General features: G+C 72.5%; 24 protein-coding genes. 11 read left to right on the top strand and 13 right to left on the bottom strand.

Annotated elements, in window-relative coordinates; translation table 11 throughout:
• Positions 1-283: 283 nt before the first annotated feature.
• The 4 genes from ACRYCC_RS24685 to ACRYCC_RS24670 form a co-directional block, all read right to left on the bottom strand.
• Complete coding sequence (locus ACRYCC_RS24685) at positions 284-1213, bottom strand: LLM class F420-dependent oxidoreductase (protein ID WP_433815768.1); 930 nt, start codon at positions 1211-1213, stop codon at positions 284-286.
• A 91-nt stretch (positions 1214-1304) separates the two neighbouring features.
• Entirely contained in the window at positions 1305-2621 is a 1317-nt protein-coding gene (locus ACRYCC_RS24680; RefSeq protein WP_433815766.1) for a COG1361 family protein, read from the bottom strand.
• A 147-nt stretch (positions 2622-2768) separates the two neighbouring features.
• A complete protein-coding gene (locus ACRYCC_RS24675) occupies positions 2769-4175 on the bottom strand; it encodes a class I SAM-dependent RNA methyltransferase (protein ID WP_433815764.1) in 1407 nt (468 codons plus the stop codon).
• Positions 4168-6219, bottom strand: coding sequence for an APC family permease (locus ACRYCC_RS24670; protein ID WP_433815763.1), 2052 nt, complete (start codon positions 6217-6219; stop codon positions 4168-4170). The genes ACRYCC_RS24675 and ACRYCC_RS24670 overlap by 8 nt, the downstream gene beginning before the upstream one ends.
• Positions 6220-6389: 170 nt before the next feature.
• On the opposite strand from ACRYCC_RS24670, the gene ACRYCC_RS24665 reads away from it, so the two are divergent.
• Together ACRYCC_RS24665 and ACRYCC_RS24660 are read left to right on the top strand one after the other, a co-directional pair.
• On the top strand, positions 6390-7055 hold the full coding sequence (locus ACRYCC_RS24665; protein WP_433815761.1) for a potassium channel family protein: 666 nt from the start codon (positions 6390-6392) through the stop codon (positions 7053-7055).
• On the top strand, positions 7055-7714 hold the full coding sequence (locus ACRYCC_RS24660; protein ID WP_433816053.1) for a potassium channel family protein: 660 nt from the start codon (positions 7055-7057) through the stop codon (positions 7712-7714). Before ACRYCC_RS24665 ends, ACRYCC_RS24660 begins: the two co-directional genes overlap by 1 nt.
• Before the next feature lie 131 nt (positions 7715-7845).
• Here ACRYCC_RS24660 and ACRYCC_RS24655 read toward each other — a convergent pair whose 3' ends face one another.
• From ACRYCC_RS24655 to ACRYCC_RS24630, 6 genes are all read right to left on the bottom strand, one after another.
• Positions 7846-8538, bottom strand: a complete 693-nt coding sequence (locus tag ACRYCC_RS24655) for a DUF3159 domain-containing protein (RefSeq protein ID WP_433815759.1) — start codon at positions 8536-8538, stop codon at positions 7846-7848.
• Positions 8535-8960, bottom strand: coding sequence for an OB-fold nucleic acid binding domain-containing protein (locus ACRYCC_RS24650; protein WP_433815758.1), 426 nt, complete (start codon positions 8958-8960; stop codon positions 8535-8537). The genes ACRYCC_RS24655 and ACRYCC_RS24650 overlap by 4 nt, the downstream gene beginning before the upstream one ends.
• Before the next feature lie 89 nt (positions 8961-9049).
• Positions 9050-9742, bottom strand: coding sequence for a response regulator (locus ACRYCC_RS24645; RefSeq protein WP_433815756.1), 693 nt, complete (start codon positions 9740-9742; stop codon positions 9050-9052).
• Complete coding sequence (locus tag ACRYCC_RS24640) at positions 9739-12252, bottom strand: DUF4118 domain-containing protein (RefSeq protein ID WP_433815754.1); 2514 nt, start codon at positions 12250-12252, stop codon at positions 9739-9741. Before ACRYCC_RS24640 ends, ACRYCC_RS24645 begins: the two co-directional genes overlap by 4 nt.
• Positions 12253-12371: 119 nt before the next feature.
• Complete coding sequence (locus tag ACRYCC_RS24635; protein WP_433815752.1) at positions 12372-13223, bottom strand: hypothetical protein; 852 nt, start codon at positions 13221-13223, stop codon at positions 12372-12374.
• A gap of 245 nt (positions 13224-13468) precedes the next feature.
• On the bottom strand, positions 13469-14908 hold the full coding sequence (locus tag ACRYCC_RS24630) for a sugar ABC transporter permease (RefSeq protein WP_433815750.1): 1440 nt from the start codon (positions 14906-14908) through the stop codon (positions 13469-13471).
• A gap of 382 nt (positions 14909-15290) precedes the next feature.
• On the opposite strand from ACRYCC_RS24630, the gene ACRYCC_RS24625 reads away from it, so the two are divergent.
• Complete coding sequence (locus tag ACRYCC_RS24625) at positions 15291-15719, top strand: TIGR03668 family PPOX class F420-dependent oxidoreductase (protein WP_433815748.1); 429 nt, start codon at positions 15291-15293, stop codon at positions 15717-15719.
• Positions 15720-15729: 10 nt separating this feature from the next.
• On the opposite strand, the gene ACRYCC_RS24620 is transcribed toward ACRYCC_RS24625, so the two are convergent.
• The 3 genes from ACRYCC_RS24620 to dut all read right to left on the bottom strand — a co-directional run bounded on the left by ACRYCC_RS24620 (position 15730) and on the right by dut (position 17261).
• The gene (locus ACRYCC_RS24620; protein ID WP_433816051.1) at positions 15730-15804 is read right to left on the bottom strand and encodes a 50S ribosomal protein bL37; all 75 of its coding nucleotides are present in this window, start codon (positions 15802-15804) and stop codon (positions 15730-15732) included.
• Positions 15805-15935: 131 nt separating this feature from the next.
• Complete coding sequence (locus tag ACRYCC_RS24615) at positions 15936-16727, bottom strand: DUF3710 domain-containing protein (RefSeq protein ID WP_433815746.1); 792 nt, start codon at positions 16725-16727, stop codon at positions 15936-15938.
• Between the two features lie 87 nt (positions 16728-16814).
• On the bottom strand, positions 16815-17261 hold the full coding sequence (dut, locus tag ACRYCC_RS24610; protein ID WP_433815744.1) for a dUTP diphosphatase: 447 nt from the start codon (positions 17259-17261) through the stop codon (positions 16815-16817).
• A 320-nt stretch (positions 17262-17581) separates the two neighbouring features.
• Here dut and ACRYCC_RS24605 point away from each other — a divergent pair, with 320 nt between their 5' ends.
• The 8 genes from ACRYCC_RS24605 to ACRYCC_RS24570 all read left to right on the top strand — a co-directional run bounded on the left by ACRYCC_RS24605 (position 17582) and on the right by ACRYCC_RS24570 (position 21867).
• Complete coding sequence (locus ACRYCC_RS24605; RefSeq protein WP_433815742.1) at positions 17582-18274, top strand: hypothetical protein; 693 nt, start codon at positions 17582-17584, stop codon at positions 18272-18274.
• A 1-nt stretch (position 18275) separates the two neighbouring features.
• Positions 18276-18794 (top strand): MauE/DoxX family redox-associated membrane protein, encoded by a 519-nt coding sequence (locus ACRYCC_RS24600; protein WP_433815740.1) that lies wholly within the window; start codon positions 18276-18278, stop codon positions 18792-18794.
• On the top strand, positions 18791-19255 hold the full coding sequence (locus ACRYCC_RS24595) for a hypothetical protein (RefSeq protein ID WP_433815739.1): 465 nt from the start codon (positions 18791-18793) through the stop codon (positions 19253-19255). The genes ACRYCC_RS24600 and ACRYCC_RS24595 overlap by 4 nt, the downstream gene beginning before the upstream one ends.
• Before the next feature lie 34 nt (positions 19256-19289).
• A complete protein-coding gene (locus tag ACRYCC_RS24590) occupies positions 19290-19847 on the top strand; it encodes a hypothetical protein (RefSeq protein WP_433815737.1) in 558 nt (185 codons plus the stop codon).
• Complete coding sequence (locus ACRYCC_RS24585) at positions 19823-20005, top strand: hypothetical protein (protein WP_433815736.1); 183 nt, start codon at positions 19823-19825, stop codon at positions 20003-20005. The genes ACRYCC_RS24590 and ACRYCC_RS24585 overlap by 25 nt, the downstream gene beginning before the upstream one ends.
• A gap of 18 nt (positions 20006-20023) precedes the next feature.
• Entirely contained in the window at positions 20024-20596 is a 573-nt protein-coding gene (locus ACRYCC_RS24580) for a hypothetical protein (RefSeq protein ID WP_433815734.1), read from the top strand.
• Positions 20597-20723: 127 nt separating this feature from the next.
• Positions 20724-21026, top strand: a complete 303-nt coding sequence (locus tag ACRYCC_RS24575; RefSeq protein ID WP_433815732.1) for a DUF6412 domain-containing protein — start codon at positions 20724-20726, stop codon at positions 21024-21026.
• A gap of 115 nt (positions 21027-21141) precedes the next feature.
• On the top strand, positions 21142-21867 hold the full coding sequence (locus ACRYCC_RS24570) for a YidC/Oxa1 family membrane protein insertase (protein ID WP_433815730.1): 726 nt from the start codon (positions 21142-21144) through the stop codon (positions 21865-21867).
• Positions 21868-21881 lie beyond the last annotated feature (14 nt).

The following is a 21881-nucleotide window of genomic DNA, read 5'->3' as shown; positions in this document are numbered from 1 at the left end:
GTGGGGCGAAGGGTATGTGCTCGGCCGCCGAGCTGCGACCGGAGGCGATACGACTCCCCCGAGCTTTGGTGTCGAAGCGCTTCGACAACCGGTCGCCGGAACGTCGGATGTAAGGGCGAGGGAAACCGTGCCGCCGGAACACTGCCGTCCGAGCGCGCTGTCGAAGCGCTTCGATTGCAGCGATGTTAAACCCTGGTGACCTACGGCACAATGGGTTGCGGCAAATTCGTGGGAGCCCTCCCACGGCAGGTGGGAGGGCTCCTCCGGTACGACGATCGGGCTCTCAGACCTGGGGCAGGACCTCGGCGGCGATGAGCTCGAGATGATCCAGATCCGACAGGTCGAGCGTCTGGAGGTAGAGCCGCCCGCAGCCCAGCTCCGCGTAACGGCCGATCTTGTCGACCACCTCGGCGGGCGTGCCCGCCAGCGCGTTCTCGCGCAGATCCTCGACCTTCCGGCCGATCGCGTCGGCCCGCCGCTGGATCTCGGCCTCGTCCCGCCCGCAGCACAGCACCTGGGCCGCCGAGTAGATCATGGACTCCGGCGTGCGGCCCGCCTCCGCACAGGCCGCGCGGACCCGCTCGATCGCCTGGCCGGTGCCGTCCAGGCCGGTGAACGGCACGTTGTACTCGTCGGCGTGGCGGGCGGCGAGCCTGGGCGTCCGCTTGGGGCCGGTGCCGCCGACCACGATCGGCGGCCGGGGACGCTGCACGGGCTTGGGGAGGCCCGGCGAGTCGCTCAGCCGGTAGTGCCGACCGGTGAAGGAGTACGTCTCCCCGACCGGCGTCTCCCACAGCCCGGTGATGATCTCGAGCTGCTCCTCCAGCCGCTCGAACCGCTCGCCCACGCCCGGGAACGGAATGCCGTAGGCGGTGTGCTCGGAGTCGAACCAGCCGGCGCCCAGGCCGAGCTCGACCCGGCCTCCGCTCATCGCGTCGACCGTGGCGACCGAGATCGCCAGCGGTCCGGGCAGCCGGAACGTCGCCGAGGTCACCAGCGTGCCGAGCCGGATGCGGGTGGTCTCACGGGCCAGCCCGGCGAGCGTGACCCAGGCGTCGGTCGGCCCCGGCGCCCCGGAGCCCTCGCCGATCCTGAGGTAGTGGTCGGACCGGTAGAAGGCGTCGAAACCGCTCTCCTCGGCCGTCTTGGCGACACGGAGCAGCATGTCGTAGGTGGCCCCTTGCTGGGGCTCGGTGAAGATTCGAAGACGCATGCCCCCCATCCTCGTATGAACCCGTACGAGACCGGCCACAGGGGCCGGAACATCCCCGGCTCCGGCCCCTGTGCCCGTACGGGTCGCGTCTTCAGCTCTGCGTGCGCCGCGAACGGCCCATCCGGTGCAGGATCAGGCCCACCCCCAGCAGCACGACCACCAGATGCAGCATCTGGCTGATCGGGGCGCCGGTGTCCGGCAGCTCCGACCCGCGGCCCGCCCCCGGCGTCGTGCCGGGCCCCGATCCTGCGCCCGGCGACCCCGGGGTCCCCGACCCCGGGCTCCCCGGGGCCGCACCGGGCACGGAGTGCGGCACCACCCGCTCCCGCACGGGTGCCGACGCCACCTTGGTCCGGGCGTCGGCGTGGTTGTTGGACAGGTCGTTGTCGATCGTCGAGGTGGTGACGTGGCTGGGCGCCTGGATGACCGTGCCCGGCTCGAGCTCCTGGCGCGCCTGCGCGTTGATCCTGATCGCCCGGGTCTCACCGGGCTTCAGGGTGCCGATGTCGCACACCAGGCCCGGCGCGCCCGCGCCCTGCCCCTGGTCCGGCTGCTCCCTCGGGCCGCCGAGCTGCCCCGGGCCCTGAAGGCCGCGGGGGACCGCGCAGTCGTCGGACGCCTGCGCCAGCACCGGCACCGAGGTGGAGGTGAGCCGGACGTTCTTGGCGGCGGTGGGACCGAGATTGGCGACGGTGATCTGGTACGGCACCCGCTGGCCGGGCCGGACCACCGCGGGGCCGCCCTTGACCACCGACACGTCCGCGGTGTCGGCCACCTGGACCTCCGGCCACGCCGCCGTCGTCCGGCCCTCCTTCTTGGCGGCCGTGTTCTGCCACTTCACCAGGGCGTTGCCGTCGATCGGCTGGCCGCCGGGCGTCTTGTCGCCCACCAGGGCGGTGACGACGCCGGCCTTGCTCTCACCCGGGTTGAGCGAGCCGAGCTGGCAGACCGCCGCGCTGTCCTTGAACGAGCAGTTCTGCTGTGCGGAGACGAACTGCAGGCTGCCGTGCAGCGGAGCGGCGAAGGTGACCGAGTCGGCCCGGACCGGGCCGCGGTTCTTGACGACGAACGGCCAGTGGTAGACCTTGCCGGGCAGGATCGGCGCCGCCGGAGCCCTGGTGTCGATCGAGACCTTCGCGAACTGGGCCTGCGTGTTCCTGGCCCGGTGCGCGTGTCCCCCGGGCCGGCCGAACCTCCCGGGCCGGCCGAGCTCCCCCGGCCGGGGGAACTGCCTGGGCCGGGCGAACCGGTGGGTGGGCACGGCGTGGTGCCTGACCCGGGGTCGTACCGGGCCGTCGGCGCTGGCCTCGTGCGCCGACCCGAACAGCGGGACGACCCCGGCGAGCGCCGCCGACGTGATGACAACGAGACTCCGAGCGCCGCGCGGGCGTCTCGATGTATGGATCATGCTGTTTTCCCCCGTGACCTGGTCAAGCCTCTGATCAGGTCTCCGTTCTAACGGGGTCCCGGCATTTCTCCTAGCGCACCGGCAGCGTGTCGTCACAATGGGTTATCGTCCACCCGGTGGCGGGTGCCGCCCGCCCCGGGCGTGCGCTCAGCCCCTGACCAGCACCGCGAGGCACTCCACATGGTGGGTCATCGGGAAGGCGTCGAAGGCCCGCAGGCTCTCCAGGACCCAGCCGCGCTCGCTGAAGTAGCCGAGGTCGCGGGCGAGCGTCGACGGGTCGCACGAGACATAGGCGATCTTCCGCCCGGCGACTGCGGCGATCTTGTCCACGACCTCGCGGCCGGCGCCGGAACGAGGGGGGTCCAGGACGACCATGTCCGCACGGCGCACCCGGGCTCCGCCGCGGTGCCCGGCCGCGTCGCCCCGCTTGGCGTGCGAGCGGCTGGAGGCGTTGTCGGACTTGCCGAACTCCAGCTGGCCGAGGATCTCCTCGACCTCGCCCCGCTCGATCGACACCTGCGGGAGGTCCCGCAGGTTGAAGCGGGCGTCCCGGGCGGCCAGGCCGTCGGACTCCACGCCGACGACCAGGCCGTCACGGCCCACCCGCTCGGCGATCACCCCGGCGAACAGGCCGACCCCGCAGTAGAGGTCGACGGCGATCTCGCCGGGCTTCGGGTCGAGGGCGTCGAGCACCGCGTCGGCCAGCACCTGCGCCGCACCGGGGTGGACCTGCCAGAACCCGCTGCCGCTGACCTGCCACATCCGGCCCGCCGCCTCTTCGCGGACGTACGGCAGGGAGCCGCCGGGCTCGGGCTTGCCGCGTACCAGGCGTACCGGCACGTCCAGCCGGGGCACGCGCACCGGCCTGCGGTCCCGGCCGCGGCGCTCGCGCAGCGCCACCAGCCGGTCGCCGGTGGCGGCCGAGACGATGCCCTCCACCATGGAGGCGCCGGGCCAGCGCTTGCGCTCGATGCCCATCATCTCGACGCCGGGGTGGGCGATCAGGCACTGGTCGATCGGCTCGATGGAGTGGCCGCGGTGATGCCGCAGACCCACCGAGCCGTCGCCGCGCACGGCGAACTGCACCCGGGTCCGCCAGCCCAGCCCGGGCGGGATGGTCACCGGCTCGCCGTCCAGCTCGAAGTCCTGGTCGAGGGTGATCTCCTCGACGATCACCGAACGCTCGATGCCGGCCAGCCTGCGCAGCTGCTCCTCGACCACGCTGGCCTTGAGCTTGCGCTGGGCGGGCAGCGCGGCGTGCTGCCAGTCACAGCCACCGCACCGGCCCGGCCCGGCGAAGGGGCAGGGCGCCTCGACCCGGTCCGGGGAGGCCTCCAGGATCTCGACGGCGTCGGCGCGCAGGAACTTCTTGGTCTCCTCGGTCACCTGGGCGCGGACCCGCTCACCGGGCAGCGCGTGCCGCACGAACACGACCCGGCCGGAGCCCTCGTCGTCGGGGTTGCGGGCGACGCACCACCCACCGTGGGCGACGGGCCCGACCACCAGCTCGAGCAGGACCGGCTTGGATATCGCGTCAGAAACGGCTTCAGTCACGTTCCGAAACGATACCGCCACTCGCGCGTGTACTCTCCGCTTCGGCCGCCGCCCCCTGGCGCGGACGGCGTACGGAACCCGGGCCCAGCGGCTCGGGACGTCCCTTGAGCCGGTCGGAGGAGACCAGCTGCCACGGCACGCTGGTGACCATCACCCCGGGCTGGAACAGCAGCCGGCCCTTGAGCCGCAGGGCGCTCTGGTTGTGCAGGAGGTGCTCCCACCAGTGCCCGACGACGTACTCGGGGATGAAGACGGTGACGACGTCGCGCGGGCTCTTGCGCCGGACGCTCTTGACGTACTCCAGCACCGGCCGGGTGATCTCCCGGTAGGGCGAATCGAGGATCTTCAGCGGGACCGGGAGATCGTGGGCGTCCCAGTCCTCCTGGAGCTTGCTCGACTCCTCCAGGTCCACCGCCACGGTGATGGCCTCCAGGGTGGACGGCCGGGTCGCCCGTGCGTAGGACAGTGCCCGCAGCGTCGGCTTGTGGATCTTGGAGACGAGCACGATGGCATGGTTGCGGGCGGGCAGCGTGACGTCCTCACCGGTGGGCACCAGCTCCGCGGCGATCCGGTCGTAGTGCCGGCGGATCGACCGCATCAGCAGGAACAGGACCGGCATGGCGATGCAGACGATGTAGGCGCCGAGCAGGAACTTGGTGACCAGGACGACGACCAGCACGATGCCGGTGACCAGCGCGCCGAAGGCGTTGATGGCCCGCGCCGTCACCATGTTGCGGCGCTGCGAGGGATCGGTCACCGTCTTCAGCAGCCGGTTCCAGTGCCGCACCATGCCGGTCTGGCTGATGGTGAAGGAGACGAACACCCCGACGGTGTAGAGCGGGATCAGCCGGGTCACCGAGGCGTCGTAGGCGTAGATCAGCAGGCCCGCCATGGTGGCCAGGATGATGATGCCGTTGCTGAAGGCCAGCCGGTCGCCCCGGGTGTGCAGCTGACGGGGCAGGTAGCGGTTCTGCGCCAGCACGGAGGCGAGCACCGGGAAACCGTTGAAGGCGGTGTTGGCCGCCAGGATCAGGATCAGCGCCGTCATCACGGTGACCAGGGCGAAGCCGGGCGTGAAGTTGGAGAAGACCGTGTGCGCCACCTGGGCGATCACCGGGTCCTGGTCGGTGACGTCCTTGCCGGTGGCGGGGTCGAACAGATGGGTGCCCTGGGCGACGTCGGCGAACTTGGCCTTGGTGACGTAGGCGAGGGTCGTGACCCCGGCGAACATGATCGACGCGACGGCGCCCAGCAGCAACAGGGTCGTCGCGGCGTTCTTGCCCTTGGGCTTCTTGAACGCCGGTACGCCGTTGCTGATCGCCTCGACGCCGGTCAGCGCCGTACATCCGGAGGAGAAGGCCCGCAGCAGGAGGAAGACGAGCGCGAACCCGCCGACCCCCACCTCCGTTCCCTTGACGTCGTAGTTCGCGGTCTCGGCCCTGAGCTCGGTGCCGAGGCTCAGCCGGAGGAAGCCGTACAGCATCATGGCGATGATCGCGAACATGAACAGGTAGGTGGGCACCGCGAAGGCGAACCCCGACTCCTTGAGCCCGCGCAGGTTCAGCACCGCCAGCAGCGCGATGAGCAGGATCGCCACCAGCACGGTGTGCGGCTGGATGAACTTGACCAGCGCGCCGAGGTTCTCCACGCCCGACGACACCGAGACCGCGACCGTCAGCGTGTAGTCGACCATCAGGGCCGCCGCGACGACCAGTCCCCAGTTGCCGCCGAGGTTCTCGGTGGCGACCTCGAAGTCGCCGCCTCCGCTCTGGTAGGCGCGGACGTTCTGGCGGTACGAGGCCACCACGACGAGCAGGATGACCACGACCGCGCCCGCCACCCAGGGGGTGTAGTGGTAGGTGGCGAGCCCCGCCACGCCGAGGGCGAGCAGGATCTCCTGGGGCGCGTAGGCGACGGACGACAGGGCGTCGCTCGCGAAGACGGGAAGAGCGATGCGTTTGGGGAGGAGCTGCTCGTGGCTCTGCGCACTGCGCAGAGCCCTGCCGAGCAGGAGTCTTTTCACCAGGTCCGGAACCTTAGCCACGGAAGGAGACTCTAGCCCGACGCGTTGACGCGTCCTTTACGCGCCCGTCCGCCATCTCGCCAGCCGGACCATGGCACGGCCGGGGTAATACTTGCCTGGGCGAATGTGTAGGTTCGGACCCGTCCAGATCATCAAGGACCGGGCGATCCATGGTCCGCAGGAGGAACGGCGTGCATATCGTGATCATGGGGTGCGGGCGCGTCGGTTCGACGCTCGCGCACAGCCTGGAGGACAGGGGCCACTCGGTGGCCATCATCGACCAGAGCCCGGAGGCCTTCCGCCGGCTGCGGGGCGGGTTCAAGGGCCGCCGGGTGACCGGGTTCGGCTTCGACCGCGACGTCCTGGTCGAGGCGGGCATCGAGCAGGCGAGCGCGTTCGTCGCGGTGAGCAGCGGCGACAACTCCAACATCATCTCGGCCCGGGTGGCCCGCGAGACCTTCGGCATCGACAACGTGGTCGCGCGGATCTACGACCCCCGCCGCGCCGAGGTCTACCAGCGCCTGGGCATTCCCACGGTGGCGACCGTGCGGTGGACCGCCGACCAGATGCTGCGGCGGCTGCTGCCGGAGGGGGCCGTGCCGCTCTGGCGCGACCCCACCGGAGAGGTCAAGCTGGCGGAGGTACAGACCGACAAGGCCTGGGTCGGCGCCAAGGTGAACGTCCTGGAGGACGCCGCCCGCACCCGGATCGCCTTCATCTCCCGGATGGGCGAGGCCATCGTGCCCGCCGGCGAGACGGTGATCCAGGACGGCGACGTCGTGCACGTCATGGCCCGATCCAACGACCTGGAGCGCATCAACGCCGCCCTGGCCACCCGGGCTGAAGGAGCCGAATGATGAGAGTCGCCATCGCGGGCGCCGGAGCCGTCGGCCGCTCCATCGCGCAGGAACTGCTGGAGAACGGCCACGAGGTCCTGCTCATCGACAAGGACCCCAAAGCGATCAAGGTGGAGGTCGTGCCGCGGGCGGAGTGGCTGCTCGCCGACGCCTGCGAGATCTCCTCCCTGGACGACGCCGCTTTGGAGCGCTGCCAGGTCGTGGTGGCCTCCACCGGCGACGACAAGGTCAACCTGGTGGTGTCGCTGCTGGCCAAGACGGAGTTCGGGGTGCCGCGGGTGGTCGCCCGCATCAACCATCCCAAGAACGAGTGGCTGTTCAACGAGTCGTGGGGCGTCGACGTCGCGGTGTCGACCCCGCGGCTGCTGTCCGCGCTGGTGGAGGAGGCGGTCAGCGTCGGTGACCTGGTCCGCCTGATGACCTTCCGCCAGGGCGAGGCCAACCTGGTCGAGCTCACCCTGCCCGAAGACGCCCCGCTGGGCGGTCAGCGGGTCGGCTCGGTGGCCTGGCCGAACAACACCGCCCTGGTCGCCATCCTGCGCGAGGGCCGGGTGCTGGTGCCGAGCTCCGACGACACCCTCGAGGCCGGTGACGAGCTGCTCTTCGTCGCCACCCAGGACGTGGAGGACGAGCTCGGGGAGCTGCTGGGCTCACGCTGACCCCGCCCCGGTGATCACACCCCGCCTTCCCCGCATTCCTCCCTGTCGTGATCATGCAATCGCTCGTCGAACGATTGCATAATCACGGCAGGAGGAGATCACGGCGGGACGGGCTCACGGCGGGGATGTGCTCAGGACGGGGAGGAGGAGCCGGCGGGCAGCGGGGTGCGGCCGCGCGCCAGGACCCAGACCATCGCGGCCAGCCCGGCGACCTGGAGCGGCCAGCCCAGCGCCAGCTTGGAGGCGCCCAGCCAGCCGACCTCACCGGCGAGGTAGAGCGGCCACTGCACCGCGACCCTTACCAGGCACGGGATCAGCAGCAGCCAGGTCAGCCGGGAGCACAGGCGCACGATCGCCGGGTCCCGGTGCCAGGAGGTCGGATCGCCGGTGACCGAGCCGATCAGGAAGCCGACCACCGGCCAGCGGACCAGGATCGACAGCACCATCGCGGCGGCGTAGCCGGCGTTGTAGAGGATGCCGGGCAGGAAGACGTCCTCGGCCTTGCCGGAGCGCAGCGCGAAGAACGCCGCGATCGCGATGCCGAACAGGCTGTTGACCACGAACTGCGGGGTGGACTTCTGGATCAGGCGGAGAGCCAGCAGCACCAGCGCGGCGCCGATGCCGACGCCCAGGGAGAGCCTGAGCTCCTTGGTGACCAGATAGGACACGGTGAACCCGACGGTGGGCACCGCGGCCTCGAGCACGCCGCGCAGGCCGCCGAAGGCCTTGGTGAGCTGGGCTCGTACGGCCGCCTCGACGGTGTCATGGGACGAGGCCGCGGGCGGTGCGGCCTCGACCTCCGTGCTCGACGCCGGCTCGCTCATGTACTTCCTCGCAGCTCGTAACGCGGATTGAACATGACCTTCCGGCCGTCCTGGACGCTGACCAGGCCCTCGGCGCGCAGCCGGCGGCCGGGCTCGATGCCGGCGATCTTGCGACGGCCGAGCCACACGAGGTTGATCACGTCCGTGCCGTCGTACAGCTCGGCTTCGAGGGCGGGAGCTCCGCCCCGTGGTCGCAGGGTCACGGTACGTAGCGTACCCGCCACGCAGGCGCGCCTGCGCTCGGCACACCCCACGATCGGTGTGGCGCCCTCGTGGTCGGTGCTCTTCTGCAGGTCCTCCGCTTCCAGCTCGGCTTTGCTCGATGCCAGCCGGCGCAGGAATCCGCGCAGGCCACCCCGTTCGCGTTCCGACTCGGGGTTGCCGTCCCTTCCGGGCGCCGCCGCGGCGGACACATCGTCCATGTTTCGCAAGAGTACGACATCTCGCCGCGAACGGCGCTGTCCGGTTCGGGTATTCCGGCGGCCTCCGGAGCGGGCCGCTCGACGGGCTGTCAAGGGGATCGCTCGAAGCGGTAGCCCATGCCCGGCTCGGTGATCAGGTGCAGCGGGTGGGAGGGGTCGGGTTCCAGCTTGCGGCGCAGCTGGGCCAGGTAGACCCGCAGGTAGTTGGTCTCCTGCTCGTACGCCGGTCCCCACACCTCGCGCAGCAGCTGCTGCTGGCTGACCAGCCGCCCGGCGTTGCGCACCAGGACCTCCAGGACGTGCCACTCGGTGGGGGTCAACCGGACGTCGGCGCCCTCCCGCCGTACCTTCTTGGCGGCCAGGTCCACGGTGAACGCGGCGGTCTCGACGACGGCCGCCTCGGCGGCGGGGGCGGCCCGGCGCACCGCGGCCCGCAGCCGGGCCAGCAGCTCGTCCATGCCGAACGGCTTGGTGACGTAGTCGTCGGCGCCCGCGTCGAGGGACTCGACCTTCTCGTCGGAGGCATGCCGGGCCGACAGCACGATGATCGGCACGCTGAGCCAGCCGCGCAGGCCCCGGATGACCTCGACGCCGTCCATGTCGGGCAGCCCGAGGTCGAGCACGACCACGTCGGGGTGGCGGCGCGCGGCGAGCTCCAGCGCCGTACGCCCGTCCGGCGCGGCGTCGACCTCGTAACCGCGGGCCCGCAGATTGATCCGCAGCGCGCGCACGAGCTGGGGTTCGTCGTCGACGACCAGGACCCGGACGGGGTTCGTGCTCACTGGACCTCATCACCGATCATCGGTAGGGAGAAGACCATGGTCAGGCCTCCGCCGGGGGTGTCCTCGGCCTGCAGCGTCCCGCCCATGGCCTCGGTGAAGCCGCGGGCGACGGCCAATCCGAGCCCCACGCCGGTGCCCTGGGGGACGTCCCCGAGCCGCTGGAACGGCTCGAAGATCTGCTCCTTGTCCCGGTCGGGCACGCCGGCGCCGCGATCGGCGACCCGCAGCTCGATGCGGCCCGGCCCGCGGCCGAACCGCAGCTCGCCTCCGGTGACCAGCACCGGCCCGGTGCCGTGGCGGACCGCGTTCTCCACAACGTTGGCGAGCGCGCGCTCCAGCAGGCCGCGGTCGGCGGCGACCGGCGTCAGCGTCTCCGGGACGTCGATCTCGATCCGGCTCGCCGGGACTCCGGCCAGCGCGGCCGGCACCACCTCCTCGAGGGTGACCGGCCCGATCAGCGGCGTCACCACCCCCGTCTGCAGCCGGCTCATGTCCAGCAGGTTGGCGACCAGGCCGTCGAGCCGGTCGGCGGACTCCTCGATCGTCGCCAGCAGCTCGGCCTCGTCGGCCGGGTCCCAGCTGATGTCCTGCTGGCGCAGGCTGCTCACGCTCGCCTTGATCGAGGCCAGCGGGGTGCGCAGGTCGTGCGAGACCGCGGCGAGCAGCGCCGTGCGGATCTTGTTGCCCTCGGCCAGCCGGCGGGCCTGCTCGGCCTCCTGGGCCAGCCGCCGCCACTCCAGCGCGGACGCCGCCTGGGAGGCGAAGGCCGACAGCACCCGGCGGTCCGCGGCGGGCAGCACCCGCCCGCGCAGCGCCAGGACGTAGGTGTCGCTGACCACCGCCTGCGCGTCGGCGTCGTCCGGCCGCGTCGCGGCGTCCGGGCCGGTGGTGCCCACCGTGGCCCAGGTGCCGCCGGACTGCTCCAGCAGGGCCACGGAGGTGACCCCGAAGGTCTCCCGCACCCGCTCCAGCAGGGCGGGCAGCGCGTTGGCGCCGCGCAGCACGCTGGTGGCCAGCAGGCTGAGCGTCTCCGCCTCCGCGTTGCTGCGGCCGGCCTGGTTGGTACGGCGCGCGGCCAGGTCGACGACCGAGGACACCGCGACGGCCAGGGCGACGAAGACCGCGAGGGCGAGGGCGTTCTCCAGCCGGGCGACGGTGAAGGTGTGCAGGGGCGGGGTGAAGAACCAGTTGAGCAGCACCGAGCCCAGGACGGCCGCGGCGATCGCGGGCCAGAGCCCGCCGGCCAGCGCCACCCCGATCGTCAGCGCCAGGAAGAACAGCAGGTCGGAGGGCAGGCCGAGGTGGGGCCGCAGGCCGGTCAGCAGGTACGACAGCAGCGGCGGGCCGAGCACGGCCATCAGCCAGCCGATGGCCTGCCTGCGCGCGCTGAGGGCGGTGCCGGCCACCTTGCCCGGCCCGCGGCCCTTGCCGGCCCGCTCGTGGGTGACGATGTGCACGTCGATGTCGCCCGAATCGCGGGTGACGGTCTGGCCCACGCCGGGGCCGAGCACCCACTGCCAGCCGTGCCGCCGGCTGGTCCCCAGCACCACCTGCGTGGCGTTGACGCCCCGGGCGAACTCCAGCAGCGCGGTCGGCACGTCCTCGCCCACCACCTGGTGGTAGCTGCCGCCGAGGCTCTCGACGAGGGTGCGCTGCCGGCTGAGCGCCTGCGGGGAGGCTCCGGTGAGCCCGTCGCTCTTGGCGACGTGCACCGCGAGCAGGTCGCCCTTGCCGGCGTGGGAGGCGATCCGGGCGGCCCGGCGGATCAGCGTGTCACCCTCCGGTCCGCCGGTGAGCGCCACCACGACCCGTTCGCGGGCCTCCCAGGTGTCGGTGATGTCGTGGTCGCGGCGGTACCGGGCCAGCCCCTCGTCGACACGGTCGGCCAGCCACAGCAGGGCCAGCTCCCGCAGCGCCGCGAGGTTGCCGACCCGGAAGTAGTTGCCCAGGGCCGCGCCGACCTGCTCCGGGCCGTAGACGTTGCCGTGCGCCATCCGCCTGCGCAGCGCCTCCGGCGTCATGTCGACCAGCTGGATCTGGTCGGCCCGGCGGACGACCTCGTCGGGGACCCGCTCCCGCTGCGGCACCCCGGTGATCCGCTGCACCACGTCGTTGAGCGACTCCAGATGCTGGATGTTCACCGTGGAGACGACGTCGATGCCGGCGTCGAGCAGTTCCTCGATGTCCTGCCAGCGCTTCTCGTGCCGCGAGCCGGGCACGTTGGTGTGCGCGTACTCGTCGACCAGTGCCACCCGCGGCCTGCGGGCCAGCACCGCGTCGAGGTCCATCTCGGTGAAGGTCGTGCCCCGGTAGACCAGGTCCCGGCGGGGCACGATCTCCAGGCCGTCGAGCAGCGCCTCGGTCTTCCGCCGGCCGTGGCACTCGATCAGGCCGATCACGAGGTCGGTGCCGCGCTCGGCCCGGCGGTGCCCCTCCTCGAGCATGGCGAAGGTCTTCCCGACCCCCGGCGCCACCCCGAGATAGATCCGCAGCGTTCCGCGCGCGCCCACGCCGGCCTCACCTCCCCCGGATACGACCGTAAGGGACGCCTCCCCGGCACCCGCCCCCTGCCCCGGCTCCGCCCCCGGCCCGCGGGCCCGTACGGGGCCGGACCGGGCCCGGGGGCAGGTCAGGCGAACCTCACGGCCGACACCACGATCACGGCGGCGGCCGCGAGCCCGTAGGCCAGGGCGACCCGGGCGACGGCGCGCCGGCGGCGCCGCTCGGTCCAGGTGGTGAAGGTCAGCAGCCAGGCGAGGCCGGGCAGCACGAGGATGGCGTGCATGGTCACCGCGTGGGCCGGCTTGAGCGCCTCGGCGGCGGTGTAGGCGGCGTGCTGATGGCCGGTCTTGACCAGCACCATCCCCTTGGCGATCATCGCCGCCCCGGACGCCAGGGCGAACAGCAGCGCGACGAAGCCCGCCTGCACCGCGAGCCGCATGGCCGGGCCGGCCGCCGCGTCGGCCGGGCCGGCCGGGTCGTCGGGCGCGGGCTCGGGGACCTTGCGGAAGGAGGCGACGGTGAGCGTCACCAGGATCACGACGAGCACGACCCCGCCCGCGGCCAGGACCATGGCGATGGCCGTGTTGACCGGGCCCTCGTTGTTGAAGTGCGAGGGGACGTGCCGCCAGGCCTGCACGCTGATGAAGGCGACCTCGAGGACGCAGGCGGCGGCGAACACGCCCAGCAGCCACCCACGGGTGCGCTCCCCGAGCCGGACGAAGGTCGTCACGCCGGCGATGGTGACCAGGGTGAGGCCGAACGACAAGCCGAACGTCGTGGGCTTGCGCCAGGAGACCGGCCCCTCCCACGGGCCTCCGTCCACGGCGAAGACCCCGAGGTGGAACAGCCCGGCGGCGAACAGCACCGCTCCGATGAGGTAGCACGCCCGCTCGACGGGGCGCCCGCCGGTCCAGAAGCGCCACAGCGACGCCGCCATGGACGTGGCCACGGAACGGGCGGGAAGTGCGCTGATACCCATGACCATCCTCCAGATGAGCCGCCGACCGGTTGAGTGTGCGCTCACCCAGTATGAGTGTGCACTCACTCAATCGCAACTCCCGAGCCCACGGCCTTGATCGCCGCAGGTAGCCGCAGGTCGGCGCAGGTCGGCGCAGGTCGGCGCAGGTCGGCGCAGGTCGGCGCACGCCCGAGGTCCCGCCGGGTGCCCGCCGGGACATCCGGCGGGCACCCTCCGGACCGCAGGTCCAAAGCCGTCCCGGGGGCCTAGCGCCAGCCCGTCCCGGCGCCCGGCCCGTGCCGCGGCCCGGGGTCGGTGCGGCCGGCCGGCCACGTCGGCGGGTGACCCGTCGGCGGGTGACCCGTCGGCCGGGCCGGTGGCCCAGAAGGTGGCCCAGCAGGTGGCCCAGCAGGGGGCCGGGCCGCGGGGACGAACGCGACCCCGGGGGGCAGCGGGGGGACCGCCGCGGCGGCCGCCTCGCGCGTCCGGGAGACAACGTCCAGGCACGCGGCCAGCAGGAGCAGCGCGCAGGTGACGATGTACTTCAGCCCGGCGCTGTAGCCCATCAGGCCCATGCCGTTGTCGATCACGGCCATCAGGGCGCCCCCCAGGACGGCGTCGAGCACCCGCCCCTTGCCGCCGAAGAGGCTGGTGCCGCCGAACACCACCGCGGCGACCGCGTACAGCAGCACGTTGACCCCTCCGGTGTCGGCGTCCACCGAGTGCGCCCGCGAGACCGCGATCACACCGCCGACGGCGGCCATGCAGGAACAGATCACGAACACCGACACCCGGATCCGGTCGACGTTGACGCCGGCCTGCCGGGCGACCTCCCGGCTCTGGCCGACCATGTAGATCCGGCGGCCGTACGCCGTCCGGCGCAGCACGAACGTCCATAGCATGATCATGACGGCGATGATCGGGACGACGATCGGCACACCCTTCAGCGACGCGATGTCGGGATGGGGGCTGCGCTCCTGGTTGAGGAGGTACACGATCGCGGCGGAGAGCACCGCGGCCACCAGGACCCGCCAGACGACCAGGACGAGGGGATCGGCGGTGCGCCGGTGGTGCAGCCCCTTGCGCTTGCGCCGGAACTCGATCATGACGTACGCGGCCAGGCCCCCCGCCCACATCAGCCAGGCCAGCTCGGGGGCCACGGTGCCGTTGGCGATCGAGAGAAGGGTCCCGTCGTCGAGCGTGACGGTGGTGCTGTCACCGATGAGGAGCAGCGCGACGCCCTGCAGCCCGAGCAGCCCCGCCAGCGTCACGACGAACGAGGGAACCTTGGTCCTGGTCACCAGCAGGCCCAGGCCCAGGCCGATGGCGACGGCGACGAGCAGCGCGAGGGCCGCCGCCGCGTACCAGGGCAGCCGGCCGTGCGCCGCGAGCACCGCGAGCACGGCCCCGCACACCCCGCTGGTGTAGCCGGCGGACAGGTCGATCTCGCCGAGGAGCATGACGAAGACCAGGCCCATCGCGATGACGACGACCGCGGCGCCCTGGGTGAACAGGTTGGCGAGGTTGCTGGCCGAGAGGAAGGACGGCCGCAACAGCGCGAAGACGGCGCTGAAGAGCACCAGACCCGTGAGAGCGGGCAGCGCGCCCATCTCACCCGTCGCCACCCGCGCCAGGTAGCGCCGGGTGTGGTCCCGCACCGTGGGGGCGTCCGGGCGACCGGCAGAGGTCGCCAGCGCACCGTTCATGGAAGTACTCCGATCTGCAGCCCCGTACCCCGCGCGCCGAACCGGTGAGGACCGGCGCACGGGACTGCCGTGCAAAAGGGCAGAGGCGGCCGCCACGAAGCCCGAGAATGTTGTCTGGCACAACGTATTTCGCGCACCCGCTGTGACACCAGTCACAGGCGATGGGTGATTTGCACCTTGCAATAACGATTCGGCATCAGGCGGCGGAAAACCCGAAAGCCGCTCTCACCTGGAGATCATCCCTCCGGGCGTCATCGTGGGCGCCTCCCGGCGCCGCGCCGGGCGGTCCGCCGATGCCGCGACACCGGGGCCGTGTTTGGATGAGGACGGGGCGTCGCCCGGCGGGCGAGAACGGAGCGAGCACGGGAGGGGGTACGGCGCCGTGCCCACGCTCACGCAGGACCAGGCCCGCGCCAGGCTGGCGGCGGCTCCGGTCGTACGCCTGGCGACGGCCGATCTGGGGGGCCGGCCGCACCTGGTGGCCGTCACCTTCGCCGTCGACGGCGACCTGCTCTACAGCGCGGTCGACCACAAGCCCAAACGCAGCCGCGACCTCAGGCGGCTGCGGAACATCGCGGTGAACCCGCGGGTGGCCGTGCTGGCCGACCACTACGAGGACGACTGGGAACGGCTGTGGTGGGTGCGGGCCGAGGGCCGGGCCACGATCGTCTCGGAGCCCGCCGAGATGGCCGGCCCGATCCGGCTGCTGACGGGGCGGTACGGGCAGTACCGCGCGAACCCACCGGAGGGACCGGTCATCGCGATCGCCGTCGACCGGTGGTCCGGCTGGGCCTACTCCCCGGCCGGCTGACCCGGCGACCTCAGCTGTTGGGCCTTCTGCCGTGGTTGGCCAGGCGCTTACGCCTGGCGCGCCGTTTCCTCGTGCGTTTCGACATGGTCCCATTCACTCCCCGCGGCGCCGGAAGGACAAGGGCCTGCGGACCATGACTTTCCCCGGAAACGGCCAAACCGCCGCGGTCATGCGGGCGCGCGCATGCTCACGACGGTTCGGTGACGGTCCAGGGCGTCAGCGCACCTCGGTGATCTCCGGGCCGCGCTCGAAGGGGTCGAAGCCGTCATCGCCCTCGTCGGCCTGCTGGGCGAGCGCCTCCTGGGCCTCGGCCGGCAGGGTCAGCTCCAGCAGCTCCCGCGGGGCCATCGGCTGGTCGCCGCGGACCACGACGATGTTGCGGAACACGTCCTCCAGGACCTGCCACTGCTCCTCGTCCTCGATGGCCGCGCCGCTCACCACGCCGCGCAGGAACCACCGGGGGCCGTCCACGCCGATGAACCGCACCGGCTGCCAGGCGAAGCCCTGCTCGCGGATCTCATCGGGGACCTGGTCCATGACCTCTTCGGGGATCTGCACCGGGACCATGGCGTGCAGCTCGTCGCCGAACGGGCCCGCACCGTCCTGGGTCTGACCTCCGGCCTCCTGGATCTCGGCGGCCGTCTCCTGCCGTACCTCCGCCCAGATGCCGCTGCGCTTGGGAGCGGCGAACGCCTGGACCTGCAGGCCGCTGTCGCCGGTCACGATGGTGACGGCGACCATCCGGCCGCCCACCGGGTTGCCCTCGGCGTCGTGCTCGGTCGCCTCGAGGTTCACCTGGACCTCGAGCCCGGGGCCGATCGGCACCTGGAGGCCCCCGAAGTCGATGCGCTCGAGCTCGGGGTAGGACTCCTCGGAGTCCCACGGGCCCTTGCCCTCGGCCGCCGGCGCGGCCTCCTCCGCCTCGGCGGACTCGGCGGCCTCCGGCTGCTCGTCGGTCAGCTCGAGGTTCTCCTCGGGCTCCTCGCCCTGACGACGACGTCGAAACACGACTTCACGCTCCTTCGTTGCTCTGCATGGTTCCGCGTACTCAGCCCTCTTCCACGCGGTTCCGGCACATTACCGGCTTCAACGCGGTCAGAAGCCACCTGTCGAGCCGAACCCGGCCGTCCCCCGAGCGGACCCGGGAAGCGCCGTCACCTCATGCAAGACGGCCTGTTCGACCTTCTGGATGACCAGTTGCGCGATACGGTCACCGCGCCGGAGTCGTACGGTGTCGCGGGCGTCGGTGTTCAGCAAGGTCACTTTGATCTCACCGCGGTAACCGGCGTCCACGGTCCCCGGAGCATTGACGATCGTTAGCCCCAATTTAGCCGCCAAACCCGACCGAGGGTGAATCAGGCCCGCGTAGCCGTCGGGCAGCGCGATCGCCACGCCGGTCCCCACCACGGCCCGCTCCCCGGGCGTCAGTTCCACGTCACCGGCCGCCACCAGGTCCATCCCCGCGTCGCCCGGATGGGCGTACGCCGGCAGCGGCAGGCCGGGATCGAGCCGCTGGATCAGCACATCCACCTTGTCACCCAAGGATTCACCTCGAAGTCGCTCGCGCGGGCACGTCGCGTCCCTGTACGGCCGCACTCCGGCCGGCCGGTCATGCGCCGCGCGGAACGGCGAGACGACCCTATCCAGGGCGGTGTCCCCGGCCGCGGCAAGCACGCCCCATGGGCGAGTCCGGGCGCTCGTCCGCCCCGGACGGCGGCGGACGGGACCCCGCCCGCCGGCGCCGGGCCCGCCCGCCGGCCGAACGACGATGGCCACTTTCGGCAGATCTTGGATTACTCCTGCCCAAAGCACTAACGTCACTCCTGTCGCATGACCCCTTACCCCTCGAGAGGTCGCCGCACATGGCTCCACGGGTCGTCCATCGGACACTTGACGGCAAACGCATCCAACTGTCCGGTGAGCTCGACCTGAGCCGCCCCGCCACCTCGGTGGCGCGGATCGCGCTCGACGGGCGGCTGCACGAGATCACCGCCGGTGAACGGGGCGCCGCGCACGCCTGGGCCGACGATCTCGGGGTGACCCGCTTCGACGACGAGTTCGCCGTGCAGGGCGGACGGCTGCGGATCGGCCACTCGACCCTCCGGGACGCGCACGCCGGGCTGCAGGAGCGGGTGCTGGCCGCGATCTGGGAAGGCCGCCGGTACGCCGTCTTCACCCATCTCTACCACGCGCGCGCGGCCGACGCCGTGGGGTTCTTCAACGCCCTGACGCTCTCCGAGCACGACGACGGCGCCGCCTTCACCCCGCGCAGGCGCGCCGCCGTGACCGAGCCGACCGAGCTGGTCAAGGAGGTGCCCGGCCTGGGCCTGCTGGAGGTCACCAGCCTCACCAGGCAGACCGCCCGCCGGCTGCCCTCCTGGCCGGGGGCGAGAATCGCCGGCGGCGAGCTGTTCAAGGACACCCTCGAGGACAAGGGCACCTTCTTCCTGCTCGCCACCGCCTCCACGCTGGTGACCGTGCTCCCGACCGACGAGTCCCGCGTCCACGAGGTCCCCCGCAGGCTCGCCGGGCTCACCGCCGAGATCCTGCGCTGACATGCTCGCCGACGTCCTCGCCGACCTCGCGCTGGTCACCGTGCCGCTGGTGCTGCTGGTCTCCTTCGCCGGCCACCTGCTGCGGCCGGCCGGCCTGACCCGGGCGCTGCGCGCGCACCGCACCCTGCCCGCCCCGCTGGTCGTCCCGGCCGCCGCCTCGACCGCGCTGGCCGAGGCCGCCACGGGCGCGCTGGCCCTGGCCGGATTCGCCCGCCCGGCGCTGGCCGCCGCCTGCGCGCTGCTGACCGGCTACGCGCTGTACGGCTGGTACGTCCTGCGCCACCGGCCCGCGGTGCCGTGCGGCTGCGCGGGCGCCGGCGACACCCGGCTCACCGGCTGGGTGGTGGTCCGGGCCGTCGCGCTGGCCGCCCTGGCGCTGGCGGGCGCCGTCTGGACCACCCCCTCCTCGCCGCACGGCGGCCGGCTGGCGATCACGCTGCTCGCCGGTGCGGTGTTCGCGGTGCTGCTCTGGACGCTTCCCCTCGCCCTGCACGACCCGGAGAGGACCCCCGCCGCATGAGTTTCGAGATGACGGCCCTGCTGCTGTCCTGGGTGGCGATCCTGCTGCTGAGCCTCGTCGTCGCGGGGCTCGTACGGCAGGTGCACGCGATCGGCCAGGGCCCGCGGCCCACCGCGCTGGGGCTGGACACGGGCTCGCAGGCCCCCGGCTTCGAGCGCTTCGGGCCCGGCCTGCTGCTGTTCCTCAGCGCCGACTGCGCCGCCTGCCCGGACGTGCTGGCCGCCGCCGAGTCGCTGACCGGGCCCGCGGACCCGCCCGTGCACGCGCTGTTCGCCGGCGCCGCGCTGCCGGCCGAACGGGTCACGGTGCACGCCGACGAGCCCGCGCTGTTCGAGGCGTACAAGATCCCCGCGACGCCCTTCGCGGTCGTCGTCGGCGAGTCCGGCCGCGTCACGGTCTCCGAGCCGGTCGGCTCCCCCGGAGCACTGCGCGAACTGCTGAACCTGGAGGTGTCGCCATGAGCGGCGAACGTGGACGCGTGACCGGAGGTGTGCGGTGACCGACCTGATCGATCTCGATGACATCCCGCCGCTGAGAGGACCCCGGCCGGAGGGCGCCGCCAAGGTGCGCCGACGGGTGCCGTCCGAGGGACCGCCACTGCATCTGGCCCGGCGGTCACTGCTGGGCGGCCTGGTCGCCGCCGGCGGCACGATGGGCCTGGCCGCGCTCGGCGCCTTCCCGCCGGCCCGACAGGCCATCGAGGGCGGCTACCGGGTGGCCGGGTACTACTGGATCTATCCCAAGTGCCCGTCCTACGCCAGCTCGCACAACTGCTCCCCCGGCTGCGGGCCCAGCCTGGTCTGTTCCACCTGCTGCCAGACCTCGGGGTACCGCAAGGGCTACCACAAGTCCAAGTACCTCTACCCGGGCTACATGCTGCGGCCCAACCAGTGCTACTCCGGGGGCTACGACGGCTGGTCCTGGGCGTACGCCCATCCCTGCGGCAAGTGCAAGAAATCGGTGACCTGGCGCTGTCACGACGGCTGGAAGAAGAACTCGCACGGCAGCTACTACAAGACCATCTGCCGGTGGGCCACCTCGTGCAAGAGCTGATCCCCGCCGGGCGCCTGCGCCGCGGGCTGACCGAGCCGCTGCTGCCGGTCGCGGCGCTGGCGCTGCTGGCGGCCGCCGCTGCGGCGCTGGACCAGACCGTGCTCTGCTGGTCCTCGGTGGGCGCGCTGGCGGGCTACTCGCTGTCGGGCTCGGTTTGAACGCGTAACAGCGAAAGTGTGCTGTTCTCGCCAGGTTGGCGGGCTCCGGTACGGCAGGGCACCGTCCTGGCCGTTTTCACCCTCGGGCTCCTGCTCGGGGGCACCCTCAGCGGCACCGTCGTCTGGCTGCTGTCCGGCTTCTCCGCCCCGCTCCCCCCGCAGGGCCGCGGCTGGGCGATCCTCGCGGTCGCGCTGCTCGGCGTGCTGCGCGAGGCCGGGCTGATCCGCATCCCGTTGCCGCAGAACGCCCGGCAGATCCCGCAGGACGTGCTGCAGCGGCGGCTGCGGCTGGGCACCCTGCAGTTCGGCTTCGAGCTCGGCACCGGGGTGCGCACCTTCGTCTCCGCGAGCGCCCCCTACGTGCTGGCGCTCGGGCTCCTGCTCAGCCACCAGGGCTTCGCGGCCACGGCGGTCGTGGGCACCGCCTTCGGGCTGGGCCGTGCGCTCACGGCCGCGCTCACGCTGTGGTCGCGCGACCCCGACCGCGACCTGACCATCGCGGCGCGGATGCCCTGGATCACCAACCTCACCGCCGCCGCCGCGCTGATGGCGCTCGCCTTCCTGCTCCTGGTCCGGGGCCTGCTGGTCTGACGCCCCGGCCCGGGACGCCCCCGCTCCGGCCGGTTCGCCGCGCCCGGAGGCCAGGTCGCGGGAACCGGTACGCCGCGCCGGCCGTCAATAGGGCAGCAGGTCCGCTCCGGAGGGAAAGAGCCGCCCAGTGTTCTGGCCGTTGATCGCCGCGATGTCGCGGGTGCTCGGCGTGGCCGGCGTGCTCACCGAGGCGCTGTCCGCGCCCGGCGCGGTGCTGGTGCTGACGGCCGCGGCGGTGGCCGGGCTCGGCCTGCTGGTCGTGCGGCGGGCCCTGACGGCCCGGCACGGCGACGATCCCTCCTCCGTGCGGCTGGGGGCGCTCACGCTCCAGCGGCGCGCCTCCCGGGCCGCCTACGTGCGGCTGCGCGACCCCGGCGCCGGGGGTCGCCCCCGGCCCAGAGCACCCTCCGCGGTCCCCCGGGCCGCCTGAGCACCCCGTACGAGCCTCGTACGACCGGTGCGAGCCTCGTACGACCCCGTACGAGCTCGTACGCCTCCGGCGGCCGGCACCGACCGATCCGCAGCCACCACCGGAGGGTTTTCCGATGTTCCTGTTCGACGCGCCCGTGGGCGCCGCCTACCATCTCGTCACCGCGCTGGCCACGATGTTCCACCCCGTGTTCGGAGGGCCGGCCACCGCCGCCGCGATCGTGCTCTTCACGCTCGGGATACGGCTCCTGCTGCTGCCGCTCGCCGTCGCACAGGCCCGGGGCGAGCGGGCCCGGGCGCGGCTCGCCCCCCAGGTGGGCCTGCTCCGCGAGAAGCACGCCGGGAACCCCGAGCGAGCCCAGCGGGAGATCAGCGCGCTCTACGCGGCCGAAGGGGCGTCGATGTTCGCCGGGTGCCTGCCCGCGCTGGCGCAGTGGCCGTTCTTCGCGATCATGTACCGGTTGTTCGTCTCGGCGAGCGTGGCCGGCGGTCCGAACGTCCTGCTCGCCCACACGCTGCTGGGCGCGCCGCTGGGCCAGAACCTGACGGGCGTCGTGGGCACCTTCGGGCTGCTCTCGCCGGAGGCGCTGGTGTTCTTCGGGCTTCTCACGCTGATCGCCGCGGTGGCCTGGTGGTCGTCCCGCCGGATGCGCGCCGCGACCGCGACCGCCGGGGACGCCGGAACCGGGGCCGCCGGGAGGGTGCTGCGGTTGCTGCCCTACGGGACGGTCGCCATGGCGGCGCTGGTGCCGCTGGCCGCCGGCCTGTATCTGCTGACCTCCACGGCGTGGACGGCGGCGGAGCGGGCGCTGCTCCGCCGCGACGTCGCCCTGGCCGCCTAGGGTCCGCGCCGGGC

The organism is Actinomadura scrupuli (assembly GCF_050971785.1).
In the GTDB taxonomy this organism is placed as follows: Bacteria; Actinomycetota; Actinomycetes; order Streptosporangiales; family Streptosporangiaceae; genus Actinomadura_E; species Actinomadura_E scrupuli.
The sequence above is the reverse complement of the archived record's forward strand: the minus strand, read 5'-3'. Positions and strand labels throughout refer to the sequence as shown.

Bases quoted from the DNA above. Each gene is read 5' to 3' on its own strand.
- ACRYCC_RS24650 (WP_433815758.1), bottom strand. From the start codon at position 8,960: ATGGACGATGTGTCCGCCGCGGCGGCGCCCGGAAGGGACGGCAACCCC.
- ACRYCC_RS24655 (WP_433815759.1), bottom strand. From the start codon at position 8,538: ATGAGCGAGCCGGCGTCGAGCACGGAGGTCGAGGCCGCACCGCCCGCG.
- ACRYCC_RS24660 (WP_433816053.1), top strand. From the start codon at position 7,055: ATGAGAGTCGCCATCGCGGGCGCCGGAGCCGTCGGCCGCTCCATCGCG.
- ACRYCC_RS24605 (WP_433815742.1), top strand. From the start codon at position 17,582: ATGGCTCCACGGGTCGTCCATCGGACACTTGACGGCAAACGCATCCAA.
- ACRYCC_RS24635 (WP_433815752.1), bottom strand. From the start codon at position 13,223: ATGGGTATCAGCGCACTTCCCGCCCGTTCCGTGGCCACGTCCATGGCG.
- ACRYCC_RS24595 (WP_433815739.1), top strand. From the start codon at position 18,791: ATGAGTTTCGAGATGACGGCCCTGCTGCTGTCCTGGGTGGCGATCCTG.
- ACRYCC_RS24680 (WP_433815766.1), bottom strand. From the start codon at position 2,621: ATGATCCATACATCGAGACGCCCGCGCGGCGCTCGGAGTCTCGTTGTC.
- ACRYCC_RS24630 (WP_433815750.1), bottom strand. From the start codon at position 14,908: ATGAACGGTGCGCTGGCGACCTCTGCCGGTCGCCCGGACGCCCCCACG.
- ACRYCC_RS24600 (WP_433815740.1), top strand. From the start codon at position 18,276: ATGCTCGCCGACGTCCTCGCCGACCTCGCGCTGGTCACCGTGCCGCTG.
- ACRYCC_RS24570 (WP_433815730.1), top strand. From the start codon at position 21,142: ATGTTCCTGTTCGACGCGCCCGTGGGCGCCGCCTACCATCTCGTCACC.
- ACRYCC_RS24685 (WP_433815768.1), bottom strand. From the start codon at position 1,213: ATGCGTCTTCGAATCTTCACCGAGCCCCAGCAAGGGGCCACCTACGAC.